General features: G+C 54.1%; 16 protein-coding genes. 10 read left to right on the plus strand and 6 right to left on the minus strand.

The genetic code is table 11. From position 1 onward, the window contains the following. Window positions 1-28: 28 nt before the first annotated feature. The 3 genes from ydiJ to AC4OVU_RS09490 all read left to right on the plus strand — a co-directional run bounded on the left by ydiJ (window position 29) and on the right by AC4OVU_RS09490 (window position 3,772). Window positions 29-3,085 (plus strand): D-2-hydroxyglutarate dehydrogenase YdiJ, encoded by a 3,057-nt coding sequence (gene ydiJ / locus AC4OVU_RS09480; protein WP_032103720.1) that lies wholly within the window; start codon window positions 29-31, stop codon window positions 3,083-3,085. Next, window positions 3,082-3,492 (plus strand): 1,4-dihydroxy-2-naphthoyl-CoA hydrolase, encoded by a 411-nt coding sequence (gene menI, locus AC4OVU_RS09485; RefSeq protein WP_023296356.1) that lies wholly within the window; start codon window positions 3,082-3,084, stop codon window positions 3,490-3,492. The genes ydiJ and menI overlap by 4 nt, the downstream gene beginning before the upstream one ends. 85 nt (window positions 3,493-3,577) lie before the next feature. After that, window positions 3,578-3,772: a YdiH family protein gene (locus tag AC4OVU_RS09490; protein ID WP_003857766.1), complete on the plus strand. Its 195-nt coding sequence runs from the start codon at window positions 3,578-3,580 to the stop codon at window positions 3,770-3,772. A 46-nt stretch (window positions 3,773-3,818) separates the two neighbouring features. Here AC4OVU_RS09490 and AC4OVU_RS09495 read toward each other — a convergent pair whose 3' ends face one another. Continuing rightward, the gene (locus tag AC4OVU_RS09495; protein WP_023296357.1) at window positions 3,819-4,448 is read right to left on the minus strand and encodes a helix-turn-helix domain-containing protein; all 630 of its coding nucleotides are present in this window, start codon (window positions 4,446-4,448) and stop codon (window positions 3,819-3,821) included. A 77-nt stretch (window positions 4,449-4,525) separates the two neighbouring features. Next, window positions 4,526-5,185: a winged helix-turn-helix transcriptional regulator gene (locus AC4OVU_RS09500; protein WP_015570718.1), complete on the minus strand. Its 660-nt coding sequence runs from the start codon at window positions 5,183-5,185 to the stop codon at window positions 4,526-4,528. A gap of 354 nt (window positions 5,186-5,539) precedes the next feature. Here AC4OVU_RS09500 and AC4OVU_RS09505 point away from each other — a divergent pair, with 354 nt between their 5' ends. The 6 genes from AC4OVU_RS09505 to AC4OVU_RS09530 are packed head-to-tail and all read left to right on the plus strand — an operon-like array spanning window position 5,540 to window position 11,543. Further along, window positions 5,540-6,070 carry a fimbrial protein gene (locus tag AC4OVU_RS09505; protein ID WP_015570717.1) on the plus strand — a complete coding sequence of 177 codons (531 nt, stop codon included), beginning with the start codon at window positions 5,540-5,542 and terminating at the stop codon, window positions 6,068-6,070. 56 nt (window positions 6,071-6,126) lie between these two features. Then, entirely contained in the window at window positions 6,127-6,804 is a 678-nt protein-coding gene (locus AC4OVU_RS09510; protein ID WP_032648080.1) for a fimbrial biogenesis chaperone, read from the plus strand. Between the two features lie 27 nt (window positions 6,805-6,831). Next, on the plus strand, window positions 6,832-9,375 hold the full coding sequence (locus AC4OVU_RS09515; protein ID WP_110292483.1) for a fimbria/pilus outer membrane usher protein: 2,544 nt from the start codon (window positions 6,832-6,834) through the stop codon (window positions 9,373-9,375). A gap of 1 nt (window position 9,376) precedes the next feature. Further along, complete coding sequence (locus AC4OVU_RS09520) at window positions 9,377-10,324, plus strand: fimbrial protein (protein ID WP_110292482.1); 948 nt, start codon at window positions 9,377-9,379, stop codon at window positions 10,322-10,324. Window positions 10,325-10,335: 11 nt separating this feature from the next. Then, window positions 10,336-10,848, plus strand: coding sequence for a fimbrial protein (locus tag AC4OVU_RS09525; RefSeq protein WP_110292481.1), 513 nt, complete (start codon window positions 10,336-10,338; stop codon window positions 10,846-10,848). Between the two features lie 41 nt (window positions 10,849-10,889). Then, the gene (locus tag AC4OVU_RS09530; protein WP_023303540.1) at window positions 10,890-11,543 is read left to right on the plus strand and encodes a helix-turn-helix transcriptional regulator; all 654 of its coding nucleotides are present in this window, start codon (window positions 10,890-10,892) and stop codon (window positions 11,541-11,543) included. Window positions 11,544-11,595: 52 nt separating this feature from the next. Here AC4OVU_RS09530 and fdhF read toward each other — a convergent pair whose 3' ends face one another. From fdhF to ycgZ, 4 genes are all read right to left on the minus strand, one after another. Beyond that, complete coding sequence (fdhF, locus tag AC4OVU_RS09535) at window positions 11,596-13,746, minus strand: formate dehydrogenase subunit alpha (protein WP_023303541.1); 2,151 nt, start codon at window positions 13,744-13,746, stop codon at window positions 11,596-11,598. 188 nt (window positions 13,747-13,934) lie between these two features. Then, complete coding sequence (locus tag AC4OVU_RS09540; RefSeq protein WP_003857748.1) at window positions 13,935-14,213, minus strand: biofilm/acid-resistance regulator YmgB/AriR; 279 nt, start codon at window positions 14,211-14,213, stop codon at window positions 13,935-13,937. Window positions 14,214-14,242: 29 nt separating this feature from the next. Next, window positions 14,243-14,563, minus strand: a complete 321-nt coding sequence (locus AC4OVU_RS09545) for a hypothetical protein (RefSeq protein WP_032648090.1) — start codon at window positions 14,561-14,563, stop codon at window positions 14,243-14,245. A gap of 4 nt (window positions 14,564-14,567) precedes the next feature. Continuing rightward, window positions 14,568-14,807, minus strand: a complete 240-nt coding sequence (gene ycgZ / locus AC4OVU_RS09550) for a regulatory protein YcgZ (protein WP_017384632.1) — start codon at window positions 14,805-14,807, stop codon at window positions 14,568-14,570. Window positions 14,808-15,146: 339 nt separating this feature from the next. Here ycgZ and AC4OVU_RS09555 point away from each other — a divergent pair, with 339 nt between their 5' ends. Continuing rightward, window positions 15,147-16,367: a diguanylate phosphodiesterase gene (locus tag AC4OVU_RS09555; protein WP_015570710.1), complete on the plus strand. Its 1,221-nt coding sequence runs from the start codon at window positions 15,147-15,149 to the stop codon at window positions 16,365-16,367. The last annotated feature ends 110 nt before the right edge of the window (window positions 16,368-16,477 follow it).

Genomic DNA, 16,477 nt, shown 5'->3' on the forward strand with positions numbered 1-16,477 from the left:
CACACTATTCTCATTAGGGTCGACAGCAATGATCCCACAGATTTCTCAGGCACCGGGCGTCGTTCAGCTGGTGCTTAATTTTTTGCAGGCACTGGAGCAACAGGGTTTTACAGGTGACACCGCCACCGATTATGCCGACAGGCTGACGATGGCGACCGATAACAGTATTTACCAGCTTCTTCCCGATGCCGTCGTTTTCCCGCGCTCTACCGCCGATGTGGCGCTCATCGCCCGTCTGGCGTCGCAGGAGCGTTTCAGCACCCTGGTCTTTACCCCACGCGGCGGCGGGACGGGTACCAACGGGCAGGCGCTGAACCAGGGCATCATCATTGATATGTCCCGCTATATGAACCGCATCATTGAGATCAACCCGGAAGAGGGGTGGGTGCGAGTGGAAGCGGGGGTGATCAAAGATCAGCTGAATCAGTTTTTGAAACCTTACGGCTATTTTTTTGCGCCAGAGCTTTCCACCAGTAACCGCGCGACCATTGGCGGGATGATCAACACCGATGCCTCGGGGCAGGGCTCGCTGGTCTACGGCAAAACCTCCGATCACGTTATGGGTGTGCGGGCGGTGCTGCTGGGGGGCGATATCCTCGATACCCAACCGATGCCGATCGAGCTGGCCGAAACGCTGGCAAAAGAGAGCACCACCAGCGGACGGATTTATCGTACCGTGCTGGAGCGCTGCCGCGAAAATCGCGAACTGATCCTCAACAAATTCCCGAAGCTTAACCGCTTCCTGACGGGCTACGATCTGCGCCATGTCTTTAATGACGATCTGAGCCAGTTCGATCTTACCCGCGTACTGACCGGGTCAGAAGGGACGCTGGCCTTCATCACCGAAGCGCGTCTGGATATCACCCGGTTGCCAAAGGTGCGCCGTCTGGTGAATGTCAAATACAACTCCTTTGACTCCGCGCTGCGTAATGCACCGTTTATGGTGGAGGCGCGGGCGCTGTCGGTGGAAACCGTCGATTCAAAAGTTCTGAACCTGGCCCGGGAAGATATCGTCTGGCATTCGGTGAGCGAACTGATTACCGACGTGCCGGATAAAGAGATGCTCGGCCTGAACATCGTCGAGTTCGCCGGGGATGACGCAGAGCTGATTGAGAGCCAGGTAAGCACGCTCTGCCAGCGTCTGGACGAGCTGATTGCCCAGGGGGAAGGCGGCGTCATTGGCTGGCAGCTGTGTAACGATCTCTCCGGCATCGAGCGAATCTACGCGATGCGTAAAAAAGCGGTGGGGCTGCTCGGCAACGCGAAAGGGGCGGCGAAGCCTATTCCGTTTGCGGAAGATACCTGCGTGCCGCCGGAACACCTTGCTGATTATATTGTGGAGTTTCGCGCGCTGCTCGACAGCCATGGTCTGAGCTATGGCATGTTCGGGCACGTGGACGCGGGTGTGCTGCACGTGCGCCCGGCGCTGGACATGTGCGACCCGCAGCAGGAGATCCTGATGAAGGAGATCTCCGACCAGGTCGTGGCCCTCACGGCCAAATACGGCGGCTTGTTATGGGGCGAGCACGGCAAAGGATTCCGCGCCGAGTACAGCCCGGCGTTTTTTGGCGAACAACTTTACGCCGAGCTGCGTAAGGTGAAAGCCGCTTTTGATCCCGATAACCGCCTCAACCCGGGAAAAATCTGCCCGCCGGAGGGCATCGATGCGCCGATGTTGCAGGTGGACGCCGTCAAGCGCGGCACCTATGACCGACAAATTCCGATTGCGGTACGCGCTTCCTGGCGCGGCGCGATGGAGTGCAACGGCAACGGGCTGTGCTTCAACTTCGATGTGAAAAGCCCGATGTGTCCGTCGATGAAAATCACCAGCAACCGCATTCATTCCCCGAAAGGGCGTGCCACGCTGGTGCGCGAATGGCTGCGCCTGCTGGCCGACCGCGGCGTTGACCCGCTCAAGCTGGAACAGGAGCTGCCGGAAAAACGCGCCAGCCTGCGCGGGCTTATCGAACGCACCCGCAACAGCTGGCATGCGAACAAAGGTGAATACGATTTCTCGCATGAGGTGAAAGAGGCGATGTCCGGCTGCCTGGCGTGCAAGGCGTGTTCAACCCAGTGCCCGATTAAAATTGACGTACCGGAATTCCGTTCCCGCTTCCTCCAGCTGTACCACACGCGTTATCTGCGCCCGATGCGCGATCATCTGGTGGCGACGGTGGAGAGTTACGCGCCGCTGATGGCCCGTGCGCCAAAAACCTTTAACTTCTTTATCAACCAGCCGCTGGTGCGCAAACTGTCAGAAAAACATATCGGCATGGTGGATCTGCCGCTGCTGTCGGTGCCATCGCTCCAGCGTCGGCTGGTGGGGCACCGCTCGGCGAACATGACCCTGGAACAACTGGAAGCATTAAGCCCTGAGCAGAAAGCGAAGGTGGTGCTGGTGGTGCAGGATCCGTTTACCAGCTATTACGATGCCCAGGTGGTGGCCGATTTTGTCCGACTGGCCGAGAAAATCGGCTACCAGCCGGTGGTGCTGCCGTTCTCACCGAACGGCAAGGCGCAGCACATTAAAGGCTTCCTCACCCGCTTTGCGAAAACCGCGCAGAAAACTTCAGATTTTCTGAATCGCGTGGCGCAGCTCGGTATGCCGATGGTGGGCGTCGATCCTGCGCTGGTGCTCTGTTACCGGGATGAATATAAGCAGACGCTCGGCGATAAGCGCGGTGATTTTCAGGTCTTACTGGTGCACGAGTGGCTGCCTGCGGTGCTGACGCAAACGCCCACTCAGGAGGTGAGTGGAGAAGCCTGGTATCTGTTTGGGCACTGCACTGAAGTGACGGCGCTGCCGACGGCGCCTGCCCAGTGGGCTTCTATCTTCGCCCGGTTTGGCGCGAAGCTGGAAAGCGTTAACGTGGGCTGCTGCGGTATGGCCGGAACCTACGGCCATGAAGTCAAAAACCACGCTAATTCGCTCGGCATTTACGAGCTGTCGTGGCATCAGGCGATGCAGCGCCTGCCACGCAACCGCTGTCTGGCGACGGGCTACTCCTGCCGCAGCCAGGTGAAACGGGTGGAAGGTAACGGCGTCCGCCATCCATTGCAGGCTTTACTGGAGATTATCGGATGATCTGGAAACGTGCGGTCACGCTGGAGGCCTTAAATGCCATGGGCGCGGAGAACATGGTCGGTTTGCTGGATATCCAGTTCACGCGCATTGGCGACAACGAACTGGAAGCGACGATGCCGGTAGACAACCGTACTCATCAACCGTTTGGCCTGTTGCACGGCGGCGCGTCCGTCGTGCTGGCCGAAACGCTGGGGTCGGTGGCGGGCTACCTGTGTACGGAAGGAGAGCAGAAGGTGGTGGGTCTGGAGGTCAATGCCAACCACATCCGCTCCGTTCGCAGCGGGCGCGTGCGCGGCGTCTGCCGGGCGCTGCATGCCGGAAGCCGTCATCAGGTGTGGCAGATTGATATTCTGGACGAGCAGGATCGCCTGTGTTGTTCATCCAGGCTGACGACGGCCGTTGTGTAAAGTTTCCGGATGTCTTGTTTTTGGTCAAAAATTAGCCGCCTGATTGTGATATACTGGTCACGTTTTGAACATAAGCGAGGACATCATGGATACTGAAATAACCCCAACACAGCTGGCAATTGAATATTTACGTCGCGATAAAAGCAATCTGTCTCCCGCCCAGTACCTGAAAAAGCTGAAACAGCTTGAGCTGGAATTTACGGATTTGCTGGCGCTCTCTTCAAACGAACTGAAAGAAGAGATCTACTTTGCCTGGCGGTTGGGCGTTCACGTCCATTAAGCAGTGAAGAAAAGGCCGCAAGCGCGGCCTTTTTTGTGTCTGACATTCAGTATCTGGCAGGCAGTTTGTTAATTTTAATCAGCCGGCCTTCTTCCATTTCGATGAACCCACCCGTTTTCAGATCAGCCAGGATCCGCATTACGCCACTGCGGGAAAGATGGGTTTTATCCCTGATATACCTTTCCGCCGTCACGCTGCGTCGGTAGCTGTCATCTTCCTGCATCAGCAGCACGAGCTGCTGGCGAATCATCTCGTACGCGGTTGGCGCGCCTTTCGGCATGACGTTGTGATAGAGGCGGTTATAGACAAACATCAGATGATTAGAAAGCAGCCCCCACAGCGCCTTCTCTTTGATAATTTGAGCCACCCGATCGGTCGTGAGCACACCAATCAGGCAAGGCGTTACCGTTCGGAGGTAGTCATTAAAATAAATGTCCGTCAGGTTAGCGAGGCCAAACAGGGCGGGACTGCGCGCCGTTGAAAGCATCATGTCGTCGCTTCTTCTGTATATGGCGACCGTGCCATCAAGAATTAAATAACACATGCTCTGCCCGTCAACCTGGAGATCTAGTTGCTCGCCGGGATCGGTTTTATGCGTGGCGCAGTGCGGCTGTAAATGAGAAATCAGTTCCTGAGCATAGGGAGAGCCGCGATGCGATGGTTTGTCAGAAGACATAGCGTTAACCTGGAAAGAGACTGTACTCTCTATAGTGTCGCTCTTCTTTTCCACCTTCTCCAGAGATAAATACAGCCTCAGTACTTACGGGGTAAGTGATGGATCTCAACTAGTACGCCACGCTCCATGGTGATGTATTTCCCCGTCCGCAACTCCGCGAGGATCCGCATAATGCCGCTGCGTGAAAGATAGGTGCGGCTTTTGATATAGGCTGCGGCAGTAATGTTTTGTCTTATGGCTTCCGGCTCCTGCATTAACTCAACCAGTTGAAAGCGGATAATATCATAAGCCGACATTTGCGATATCTGGGCACAATGTTCGTAGACGCGCGATGCGGTATAGATCAGCAGGTTTGAGAAGTGCTCCCATAAATTCTGTTGTGCGACAACATGATTGAAACACGCCAGCGAAACGCTGGCCACCTCTGAAGTTTCCAGCGCTCTGACGTACAGGTGTTCAGACGATAACTGGCTGCTCACGCCGAGTATAAATGGCGCGGATTCAGAATTTAAGACGATACCGTCCCCGCGACGGTGTAACGCCACGCTGCCATGCAACAGTAAAAAGCATTGACGGGTATCGCCGGAGCAATAATGGATAATTTCTCCTCTGGCAATAATGCTTCTCTCCGCATGCGGCAAAACATTATCGATTATTTTTTCAATGTGCTTAAAAGGCTTAGCGCCGAGCACTGTTGACTTATCAATATCTGACTCAGGCGCGAAACGGGTATTCATGTGAAACCTCACTGACTGATGCGATCATTTTTTGATCGGCATAAAGAATTATCTTAAAAACCAGCAGATCAGGGAATGTTTGCGGCGAGTCTAATTATAGACTCGCTTTTTTTTGAGTCTTAATTAATTGAAATTGAAACCTTTTTTATTCAGGTCTAAAAGTAGACTTTGGCCATTATTCTTAAGGTGTTTCCGAGTGAATATGTTTTGTAATTGTTAAAAGAGGGTCTACAGCTAGACCTCAAAATTGATTGTATGCGGAAAAAGAGTTGTATAAATTTTGACTCGTCGGAAGGTCTTTTGTTTCTGCAACTGAATGTCGGTAATAAATAAAGTAATACGGGATATAAAATTATGAATACAAAATTGATGATGGCAATGTTAGCGGCAGGTTCTGTACTCACCATGACCAATGCATTCGCAGCGGCCGGTACCGTTAATTTTAACGGGAATATTCTGGATTCTGCCTGCGACGTTGATGTGGCATCCCAGAATCAGGTGGTGGTATTAGGCGATTATTATAAAACGGAATTCCCGACAACCGGGGCGAGAACGGCTGCGACGCAATTCAATATTATTTTGAAAAACTGTCCGGTAACGGTCACCAATGCAAAAGTCCGTTTTGACGGCACGCCGGATTTAACCAACGCCAGCCTGCTGGCGATTGATACGTCCGTGGCGGGGGCGGCCACCGGGGTGGCGATTAACCTGATGACGGCAGATAAAGCCGATCTGCCGCTGCACGGCAGCAACAGCTATATTTACCCGCTCAGCAGTACGGCTGATAATACACTGAACTTCTACGCGCAGTATATCTCCACCGCGGCATCCGTGACCGCGGGCCCGGCTAACTCGGTCGCAAACTTCTCAGTGGTATACAACTAAGTCATTGCAGTAATCAGCAGGGGGCCGCCCGGCCCCTTGTTTTATGAGGTATTAAAATGCGTTTTATCACGACAACGGGCCTGGCTATGGCGCTGTTACCGCTGACGTTAACATCCGTCAGTGCAGGAGTAATTATTGGCGGCACCCGTATTATTTTTGATGGGACTAAAAAAGAGGCGTCAATAGGTATTACTAATCCTGATAATGTTCCTTATTTAATCCAGTCGTGGATAGATGTTCAGGATGAACAATCGGGTAAAGCGCCTTTTATTATTACGCCACCACTGTATCGGCTGGACGGCGGGCAAAAGAACCTTGAGCGTATTGTCATGACCGGCTCACTGCCTCAGGGGCGGGAGAGTTTATTCTGGCTGAACATTAAAGCTATTCCTTCAGCCTCAAAGCAGATGAACTCGCTGCAAATTGCCGTCAAAACGCGCATCAAATTAATTTATCGACCAGAGACTCTTCGTGCGTCTACCCCCGAGGAGCAAGCCAATAAATTAACCTGGCGTCGTGCGGGAAATACCCTTCAGGTTAATAACCCTACGCCGTACGTTATCAATTTCAATGAAATTACGTTGGGTAATAAGAAGCTTGACGATGTCACGTACGTGATGCCTTCAGGCACAGCCCGTTTTCCGTTACCGAACGGAACCAGTGGCAATACGCTGACGTTTAAAGTCATTAACGATTATGGCAGCCCTGGCGAATTACACCGGGCCAGTTTGTGATCCTTACGCGTTAATCAGGTGTTCGTCATGACAACGGCATTGAATGCAATGCAGCCTGCGCGCCTGGCAATATTTATTGCCCTCGCGCTTGCTGGTGTCTCTCCCACACTGTATGCCAGTGAGACGTTTAATACGGAACTGGTAGAGCTGGATAATCCCGGAATGGGAAAAGCGGATTTATCTGCCTTTGAATCCGGCTCGCAGGCGCCCGGGACATACCACGTTGATATTATTCTTGACGATCGGCTGCTGGAAACGCGGGATATTCGTTTTATGGCAGTGAAGGATGCTAACGGCAGTGAAACGTTGCAGCCTTGCCTGAGTATCGGGCAGTTAAAAGCGTGGGGCGTGAAAACGGCGCTTTTCCCACAGCTTGCCGCCGGGGAAGGTGAATGCGCCGATCTCAGGGCGATCCCACAGGCCAGCGCGGATTTCCAGTTTGGCGCCCAGCGTCTGGCGATTAGCATTCCACAGGCGGCTATAGACCTGCCAGCGAGAGGTTACGTTCCGCCGGATATGTGGGATGAAGGCATTACCGCGGCCATGCTCAACTACAGCCTGAGCGGGGCAAACAGCCGGGCAAGAAGCGGGGCAGGCACCCGCAGCGACAGCCAGTATGCAAACCTGCGGCCGGGGATCAACGTCGGTCCCTGGCGGTTACGCAACTACACCACCTGGTCCCGCGATGCGTCCGGCCAGGATAAGTGGGACAACGTCTATACCTTGATGCAGCGCGCGATTATTCCCCTGCAAGCCCAGCTTACGCTCGGAGACAGTTCCGCGCCTGCCGATGTCTTTGACAGCATGCCGTTTCGCGGCGTCCAGCTGGCGTCCGACGACGATATGCTGCCGGATTCCCTGAAAGGCTATGCGCCGGTGGTGCGCGGTATTGCGCGAACTAACGCGCAGGTCGTGGTGCGTCAGAATGGCTATCAAATCTACCAAAGCTATGTGGCGCCGGGCGCGTTTGAGATCGCGGATATGTATCCCACCGGCGGCGCGGGAGACCTTGATGTCACGATCGTCGAAGCTGATGGTAGTGAGCAACATTTCACCCTGCCGTACGCTTCGCTGCCGGTCCTGCAACGGGAGGGGCGCCTGAAATATGCCCTTACCGCCGGGCAGTATCGCTCGTATAACCGTAGCGTGGAGAAAACCCCCTTCGGGCAATTGACCGGAATTTACGGCCTCCCTCACGGTATTACGCTCTATGGCGGCGTCCAGGGGGCAGATAAGTACCAGTCGGCGGCTCTGGGGGTGGGCAAGAATATGGGCGATCTCGGGGCTGTATCCGCAGACGTCACTCAGGGCTGGTCAACGCCGGAGCATACCGCGAAAACAAGCGGTCAGTCGTGGCGGGCCCGATACAGCAAGAATTTTATCACTACCGGGACGAACTTTTCGATTGCCGGGTATCGCTACTCGACCCGCGGCTATTACGGGATGCAGGACGTCCTCGATTCGTACGGCGACAGCAGCGCGCTTCAGGACAGGCGGCGTAACCGTGCCGAGCTGACGATAAGCCAGACGCTGGGGGACAACCTGGGCGCGCTTACCCTCAGTGCGGCGCGGGAAGATTACTGGAATGACGGTAAGTCGATGGCTTCGTGGAGCGTTGGCTATAGCAACTACTGGCACAACATCAGCTATGGCCTGACATGGACCTACAGCAAAAATGTCCGCGCAGCGTCAGAAACCCGCGACAGCCAAAAAAACGCTGACCACGACCAGCTTCTGGCGTTCAACGTCAGCATTCCGCTTGATAAATTTTTGCCGCAGACATGGGCTAACTATGGCATGAACGCCAGCAGCAATAACGGGACGACGCATAACGTCGGCCTGAACGGAGTAGCGCTTGAGAATCGTGCCCTGAACTGGAACGTACAGCAGGGATACGGCACAGAGGGCGTGGGCTATACCGGCAACGTGAACGCGGATTACAAAGGCGCCTATGGCGAAGTCACGGCAGGTTATGGTTATGACAAAAACAGTGAACGCCTGAATTACGGGCTGCAAGGCGGCATTCTCGCCCATGCTGATGGCATCACGCTTTCCCAGCCGCTGGGGGAGACCAGCGTCCTAATCAAAGCCCCTGGCGCCCACGACGTGGATATCCGCAATCAGCCCGGTGTACGGACAGATTTTCGCGGATATACGGTCGTGAGCAACCTTTCTGTCTACCGGAAAAACGATCTCACCCTCGACCCGGAAAATATGCCGGACGATGTCGAGCTGGAGATCAACACCCGCACGGTGACGCCGACGCGGGGAGCGGTGGTGAGAGCCGATTATCTGCCGAAGTCAGGACGCCGGGTGCTGATGACCCTGACCGACAACGATCGCGCCGTTCCGTTTGGGGCGGTGGTCACCCTTGTGGGTGATGACAGCGGCAGTTTTATTGTCGGCGATCGCGGTCAGGTCTATTTAACCGGGATGCGCGAGCAGGGAACGTTAGTCGCTACATGGGGAAGTCAATCCAGTCAGCAATGCCGCGCTGATTTCACGCTGCCGAATCACTCAACGTACGGTGGGATCGCTGATATGCACGCCACCTGCCGTCAGGAACGCTAACATGAAATGTCTTAACGCGATGCTGCTGCTCTGTTTGCTCGCGGCGGCAAATATGGCTCGTGCCGGTACCTGCACCACCATCACCCCGCAGCTTTCCACCCTGTCCGTGGGGACGATCAACGTGCAGCGCGATGCGCCTGTCGGCACGGTGGTATTTTCTGGCGCGGCGTCAGCCACAGGCTCCTATCTTACCGGGTGTACGAATCCGCTGATGCTGGGATTCAGCCTGCGCTACAACGGCGCCACGTTGAGCAGCTACGGCAACCATGTTTACAACACGAACGTCAGCGGGATAGGGATACGCTTTTCTTCCAACGGCTATTTTGAAAACCCGAGCAATACATTTTCCTACAATGCGCAGACCTCCTATGTGGACTGGTACGGCGGGAGGATTGAGCTGGTGGTGACGGGCCCGGTCTCATCGGGGGTATTAACCCCCGGGACGATCGGCGTCGTGACGCTTCAGGGAAGCGATGGCCTCTACCGTGACGGTCTGACCACGCAGCTCACCTCCGGCACCATCAATGCGCTGGCGTGCACGGTGAATACGGCCCAGCTAACGTTTCCGATAGGGGATATTCCCGCTTCGGCGTTCGGCTCCACGGTGGGCACTACGCCAGCGGGAGCACAGAACACGCAAAACCTGGGCCTGACCTGCGCCGCCGGAACCAATATTACGGTCTCGCTCAATGGAATACAGAACCCGGACAGCGCCAATACCAGCGTGATGACCTTAACCGGGCAGGGAAATGCCGGCACTGCGAAAGGGGTGGGGGTGCAGCTTATCTATAACGGTGCACCGCTGGCGATGAACAGCCGACTATTCTTGCGGCAGTCTGCCGGGGGGCAAGAGACGTTGCCATTAACGGCCCGATATTACCAGACGTTAACCCGCGTGGAGTCAGGTTCAGCGAATGCCTCCGCCACCCTTAATTTGACCTACCAGTAGCAGGTAAGAAGATGAAAATAAGATGCAGGACACTGCTTTTACTTGCCTTACTCAGCGGGAAGGTATGCTCCGCTGATAGCGTCAACATCGGTGTGACGGGAAATATCGTTGCGTCGCCGTGCATATTTAATGGCGGCAGTAACAGCCTCGATGTCAACCTGGGCAATATTCAGGCAACCAATATGGCGACGCCGGGCTCAACATCGGATCCGGTGCCTTTCAGTCTGCTGTTTACCCAGTGCCCAACCGGAACGCAGAGTGTGACCGTCGCTTTCACCGGCAGCCCCGATCCCGAGGCGGGAGCGGACTATTTCATGAACAGCGGTTCGGCCACGCACGTGGCGATAGCCATGCGCGATGCCCAAACCGGCGCGCTTAAAGGAACAGGCACCAGTATGACCCAGACCATTGCCGCGGACAGAACCGCGACATTGGCTATGCTGGCCTCGGTAAAATCCATGACGGGCGGCGCCACGCCGGGAAGCATCAGCGCGGTTGTGGTAATGACGATGCAGTACAACTGAATGCCGGTGATAAGCCTTTTTTAAAGACGTTGGTGTGAACTATGTTAAATATTCTGATTCAGGAAACGGATCTGTTTTTTCAGGCTGGGCTACAGAGCTTTTTCGACGATTTTTTTAAGCATAACTTTCATCGCTCCATCACATTTCAGCTGGCGTTGACCAATGAAAACGTCAGCCAGGCCGATATTATTGTTCTTTCATTATGTCAGGGGGAAACGCTGACCTGTTTTCCGGAGTTACTGGCCCGGCAAAAAGGAATTGTGATAGGTCTCGTCGACGATGAGCTGCGCTTTTCGGCGCTGCCTTCCTGCTTTCAGGACATCATTTTTCTCCCGCGCCGGGCGTCGCTTGACCGTATTAGCGGCGTTCTGTTTATCGCGTGGTTCAGGACGCAATTACCAGGTTACACGTTGAATAAAAAGACCTGTTTCGACTGCCAGCATAAAGGTTTATCCCGGCAACAGATTCGTATTATGGTCAATTTTTACCGGGGGCTGTCGGTGGTGCAGACCGCGAACGCGTTGAAGATGAGCGAAAAAACGGTCTTTACCCATAAATATATGATGATGCAGAAATTTAATCTGCGAAGCGATTACGAGCTGATCGTACTATTGAGAAGGCTGATGGAGAAAAAGAGCCGTCCGAACCTGCTTCGCGATTACCTGGAAAATAATTATGCACAACAGATAACGTAAAACAGCAGCGGATAGCGGGCCGGGCAGCGATAGCCGCCACCCGGCAATGCATTTAAACGTTAACCGCAGCGATCAACCGCGTCTTCATGGTCTGGTATGCGGAAGCCGCAAAATCCTCCGCCCAGCGCTGGTCCTCGATCGCCTCCAGCTGCACGGCGCAATACTTCGTTTCCGGCGTTCTGGATATCGGGTCGAGATTATCCTGCGTCAGCTCATTACAGGCGCCAATCCACCACTGGTAGGTCATATAGATTGCTCCCGCATTGATGCGCTCGCTGATGCTGGCGCGCGTGATCACTTTACCCCGGCGTGAACGTACCCAGACCAGCTGGCCCTCGGCAATCCCCCGTTCATCCGCATCGGCCGGGTTCATTTGCACCCGGCCCGGCTCGTCGGCCAGGCTTTGCAGCGCCGCGCAGTTCCCGGTCATTGAGCGACAGGAGTAGTGACCCACTTCGCGCACCGTGCACAGTACCAGCGGGTAATCCGCATCCGGTGTCTCCGCCGGGGCGCGCCAGGGGGCGGCAAATAGCTGTCCTTTGCCAGTAGGGGTGTCGAACTGGTTATCCTTGTACAGGTAGGGGGTGCCGGGATGATCGAGGGATGGGCAAGGCCACTGCACATGGCCCATCTCGCCCATTTTTTCGTAGGTCACGCCGTAGAAGAGGGGGCACAGCTCGCGCATTTCGTCCCAGATCTGCTGGTTATCCTCGTAATGCATGGGATAACCCATCTCCGTGGCCAGCAGGCTGATGATCTCCCAGTCGCGCTTCACGTTGCCGCTGGCCTCAATGGCTTTGCCGAAACGCTGGAAGCCGCGATCGGCACAGGTGAACACGCCGGCGTGCTCTCCCCATGAGGTGGCAGGGAGCAGCACGTCAGCCACCTCTGCCGTTTTGGTCATAAAGATGTCCTGAACCACCACAAAATCGAGCGCCTCAAAGCCGCGGCGGACCAGCCCCAGATCGGCTTCTGTCTGAAGCGGATCTTCCCCCATGATGTAATACGCTTTGATCTTTCCTTCCAGCGCGAGATGTGGCACTTCGGTGATACGCGTCCCGACGCGATCGTCCATCCGGTTGACATTGATTTTCCACGCATCGGCAAATTTCAGTCTGACCGCCGGGTCAGTGACGTCCTGGTAGCCGGGGAACATATTGGGCAGAACGCCCATATCGCAGGCACCCTGAACGTTATTTTGCCCGCGAACCGGACCCACGCCGACGGCAGGGCGGCCCAGGTTGCCGGTCAGCAGCGCCAGGCTGGAGAGACCTTTCACCACATCGACCGCCTGACCAAACTGCGTGACGCCCATCCCCCACATCACCGTTGCTGAAGGCGCCGCTGCGAACATGCGCATTGCCTGACGAACATCCCGCGCGCGGATCCCCGTCAGATGTTCAACCTGCTCGGGTGCGTAATCTTTTACCGTCAGCCGGTACGCCTCAAGCCCTTCGGTAAAGCGGGCAACGTAGTTTTTGTCGTACAGTTCCTCTTCCAGCAGGACATAGCCAAAGGCATTGACCAGCGCCATGTTACTGCCATTTTTTAGCTGAAGATGAAGATCGGCAATGCGTGCCGTTTCAATATGACGCGGATCGCAGACGATGATTTTAGCGCCATTTTCACGTGCTTTAAGCACGCGTCGGGCGACGATGGGGTGAGAGTCGGCGCAGTTATAGCCGAATACCAGCAGGCATTTTGAGTTTTCAATATCGTTAATGGAATTGCTCATGGCGCCGTTGCCGAGGGTCTCCTGTAAACCGGCAACGGACGGACCGTGACAGACGCGGGCGCAGCAGTCGACGTTGTTAGTATTCAGCACCGCTCGGGCAAATTTTTGCATCACATAGTTGGTCTCATTGCCCGTTCCCCGTGAGGAACCCGTAGTCATAATGGACCGAGGGCCATACTGTTCTTTGATGCTTTTAAGCCTGTGAGCGGTATAGCGAATGGCCTCTTCCCAGGTAACAGGGGTAAAGGCCTCGCCTTTGCTGTAGCGGATCATGGGCTGCGTCAGACGGGGGGTAAGCAGCCGTGTGTCGTTAAGAAAGTCCCAGCCGTAGAACCCTTTCAGGCAAAGCGTGCCCTGATTGGTTACGCCATCAGCGGCTTCGGCACGGATAATCCGGTTATTTTTAACGACGAGGTTTAGTTTGCAGCCTGCACCGCAGTAGGGGCAGACGCTGGCGATTTTTTTCATCAATAACAGACCTGTTAAGAAATGAAGCAATGTTTACTGGAAAGCCCAGTCCCTTAGCGGACTAAGCAGGATCCATGCCACATTCAGCGTTCTTGATTAACAGGGCGTTAGAGGAGAGAGGGTGTGTCATCGTCAGTCTGTTCGTCAGAATTGACGATGACACGCTATCCGTAGGGATGGGGGAGGCGTTAAAGATCGTCCATGGTGTAACCGACGACAATTTCCAGCGTCTTGCGGATCACATCCGCCTTAACGACATCGTCGGTGGATTCCAGCGTCTGGATTAGCCAGAGAATGATCGCTTTGTTGGTCAAATGACCTTCGGAAGCGAGAACACAACGAACCGCAGTCGAAAAAATGGCAGACTCTTCAGCAAAGCGATCGCCTGCGTGACGGAAATACTCCGACAACGCGCTATCTAAAAAGGCGGAGTGGTATTCGGGTTGAAGCTGAATATTTTGTCTCATTTGTTCTCACCGTAGCTGTAAAGTTGTAGTCAATGTATCTTTTTAGGATCGGACGGTTTTCCATTTCCAAATAACGGCACTACATTGTCTCGGTTATTTTTGAGAGATCCCTCTCTCTGTATTCGTCCTTGTGCGGTTCTGCGACCTTTAAAAGCGACCGTGCCAGAGCTGATTTCAGCTATAACTCGCGCTAATGTCTCCCGCCGCTGGGGATCCGTTTCATATGCTTGCATGTTACGCAGACGCTGAACCAATCCCTCGGTCGTCACCGGACCGCGCTCCTTCAAAAGTGAAAGAGCGGCTTCTCCAATAAGCTTGTCGATTAGTCTGTCCGCATCACTGCTGTTCATGACATTAACGTTCGAAGAGCAGGCCAAGAAGCATGTGATAATGATGTTCCTCTTCCGGGCCATTGGCCTTTTCAAGGCGACTCAACAGTTTTGTGCAGAGCGATTTGCGATTCAGATTTCGCCCGTCGCTAAGGATTTCAACAACAACCTGACCCAATGTTTCCTGTTGGGTTGGAAGCGCGGCTTTTTCGAAATACTGCGCAATCGCTGTTGCCGAGTCTGCGAGGTGTCCGTTCTGCTGCATGTTTCGCTCCTGTAAATTTTCGTAATCAGTAACGTTACATTTAAGGTATACATAATTTTCAAATCTGTACATTTAAAATGTACAATTTTTTAAACATTTTATAATATATTTTATAAAATCATTATTTATCAGTTGCTTATTCTTATACGATTTACTGCGGTATTCACAAGATATATTGTACAATCCGAAGCGGCGTCGCAGAGTTGTACAAGCCCGTAAATGACGCAAAAAAGCCGTGTAAATCGTTGAGATGTAAATTATTTGTTGGGCAATTAATGTGCTATAACAGAGTTTTCCCCACGTGTTTTCGTGGTCACCCCCTCAATCTTCAGGATTAGCATGCTCACAACCATCATTTACCGCAGTCATATCTGCGAGGACGTTCCAGTGAAAGCGCTGGAAGACATGGTCGCTGCTGCAAATTGTAGAAATCGCCAGTTCGATGTGACGGGGATTTTGCTGTTTAACGGCACACACTTTTTTCAGTTACTTGAAGGGCCCGCTGATAACGTTAAGGAGATCTATGAGCTCATCTGCCGTGACCCACGGCATCACAACGTGGTCGAATTGTTAAGCGATCACGGGCCTTCAAGACGTTTTGGCAACGTGGGTATGGAGCTCTTTGACCTTCGTCAGTACGATACCGACGAAGTGCTGCAACAGGTACTCGATAAAGGCACAACGCGCTATCAGCTGACCTATAACGATCGCGCCCTGCAATTTTTCCGCACCTTCGTTGAGGCCACTGAAAAAGCCAACTACTTTGAGCTGCCTCCGGCTGACGCCTGGGAGTTTGTCACCGAAAATACGCCGTTATCCTCCCAGCCGACAGTAGTGGCAAAGGGCGCGGACTGTAGTTTCGCATTTCAACCTATCGTCGATCCGTTTATGCAGCAGGTAGTTTCCTGGGAAGCCCTGATCCGCACGCCGTCCGGTGAGTCCCCGGAAAGCTATTTTGCCAACCTGTCGCGTGAGGCGCTGTACGAATCGGATCTGAAGAGTAAACAGGTGGCTTTGTCGATGGCCAGCGCACTGGGCCTACAGACTCAAACGTTGTCCATTAATCTGCTGCCGATGACGCTGGTCAATGTTCCTGGCGCCGTCGATTTTTTACTGACGGCAATTGAGGCGAACGGTTTTGTGCCGGAGCAAATTGTGGTCGAGTTCACCGAGAGCGAGGCGATCTCGCGCTTCGAAGAGTTCACCAGCGCGGTCAGACAGCTTAAAAGCGCCGGGATCAGCGTGGCCATCGATCACTTTGGCGCGGGATTCGCCGGTCTGCAACTGCTGGCCCAGTTTCAGCCGGACAGAATCAAGATTAACCGTGACTTGATTGCCAACGTGCACAAGAGCGGCCCTCGTCAGGCGATCATTCAGTCAATTATTAAATGCTGCGCCTCCCTGGAAATTCTGTTCTGTGCGGTAGGCGTAGAGCTGGCTGAAGAGTGGATGTGGCTGGAATCTGCCGGGATTTCTCAGTTCCAGGGACACCTTTTCGCCAGCCCGCGCCTGGGGGGCATACCGGCGATTGCCTGGCCCGAGAAAAAGTACGATTTATAAAAACCTGTACGTAACTCTTAAAAGTGACCTGTACGTACGGCTAAATTTATACAACAATACATTAACGAGTGAGTGGTTCGTTGAGCCATTCACTTGTCTCAGAACGAGGA

The sequence above is a fragment of the Enterobacter sp. 6722112 genome (assembly GCF_058661685.1).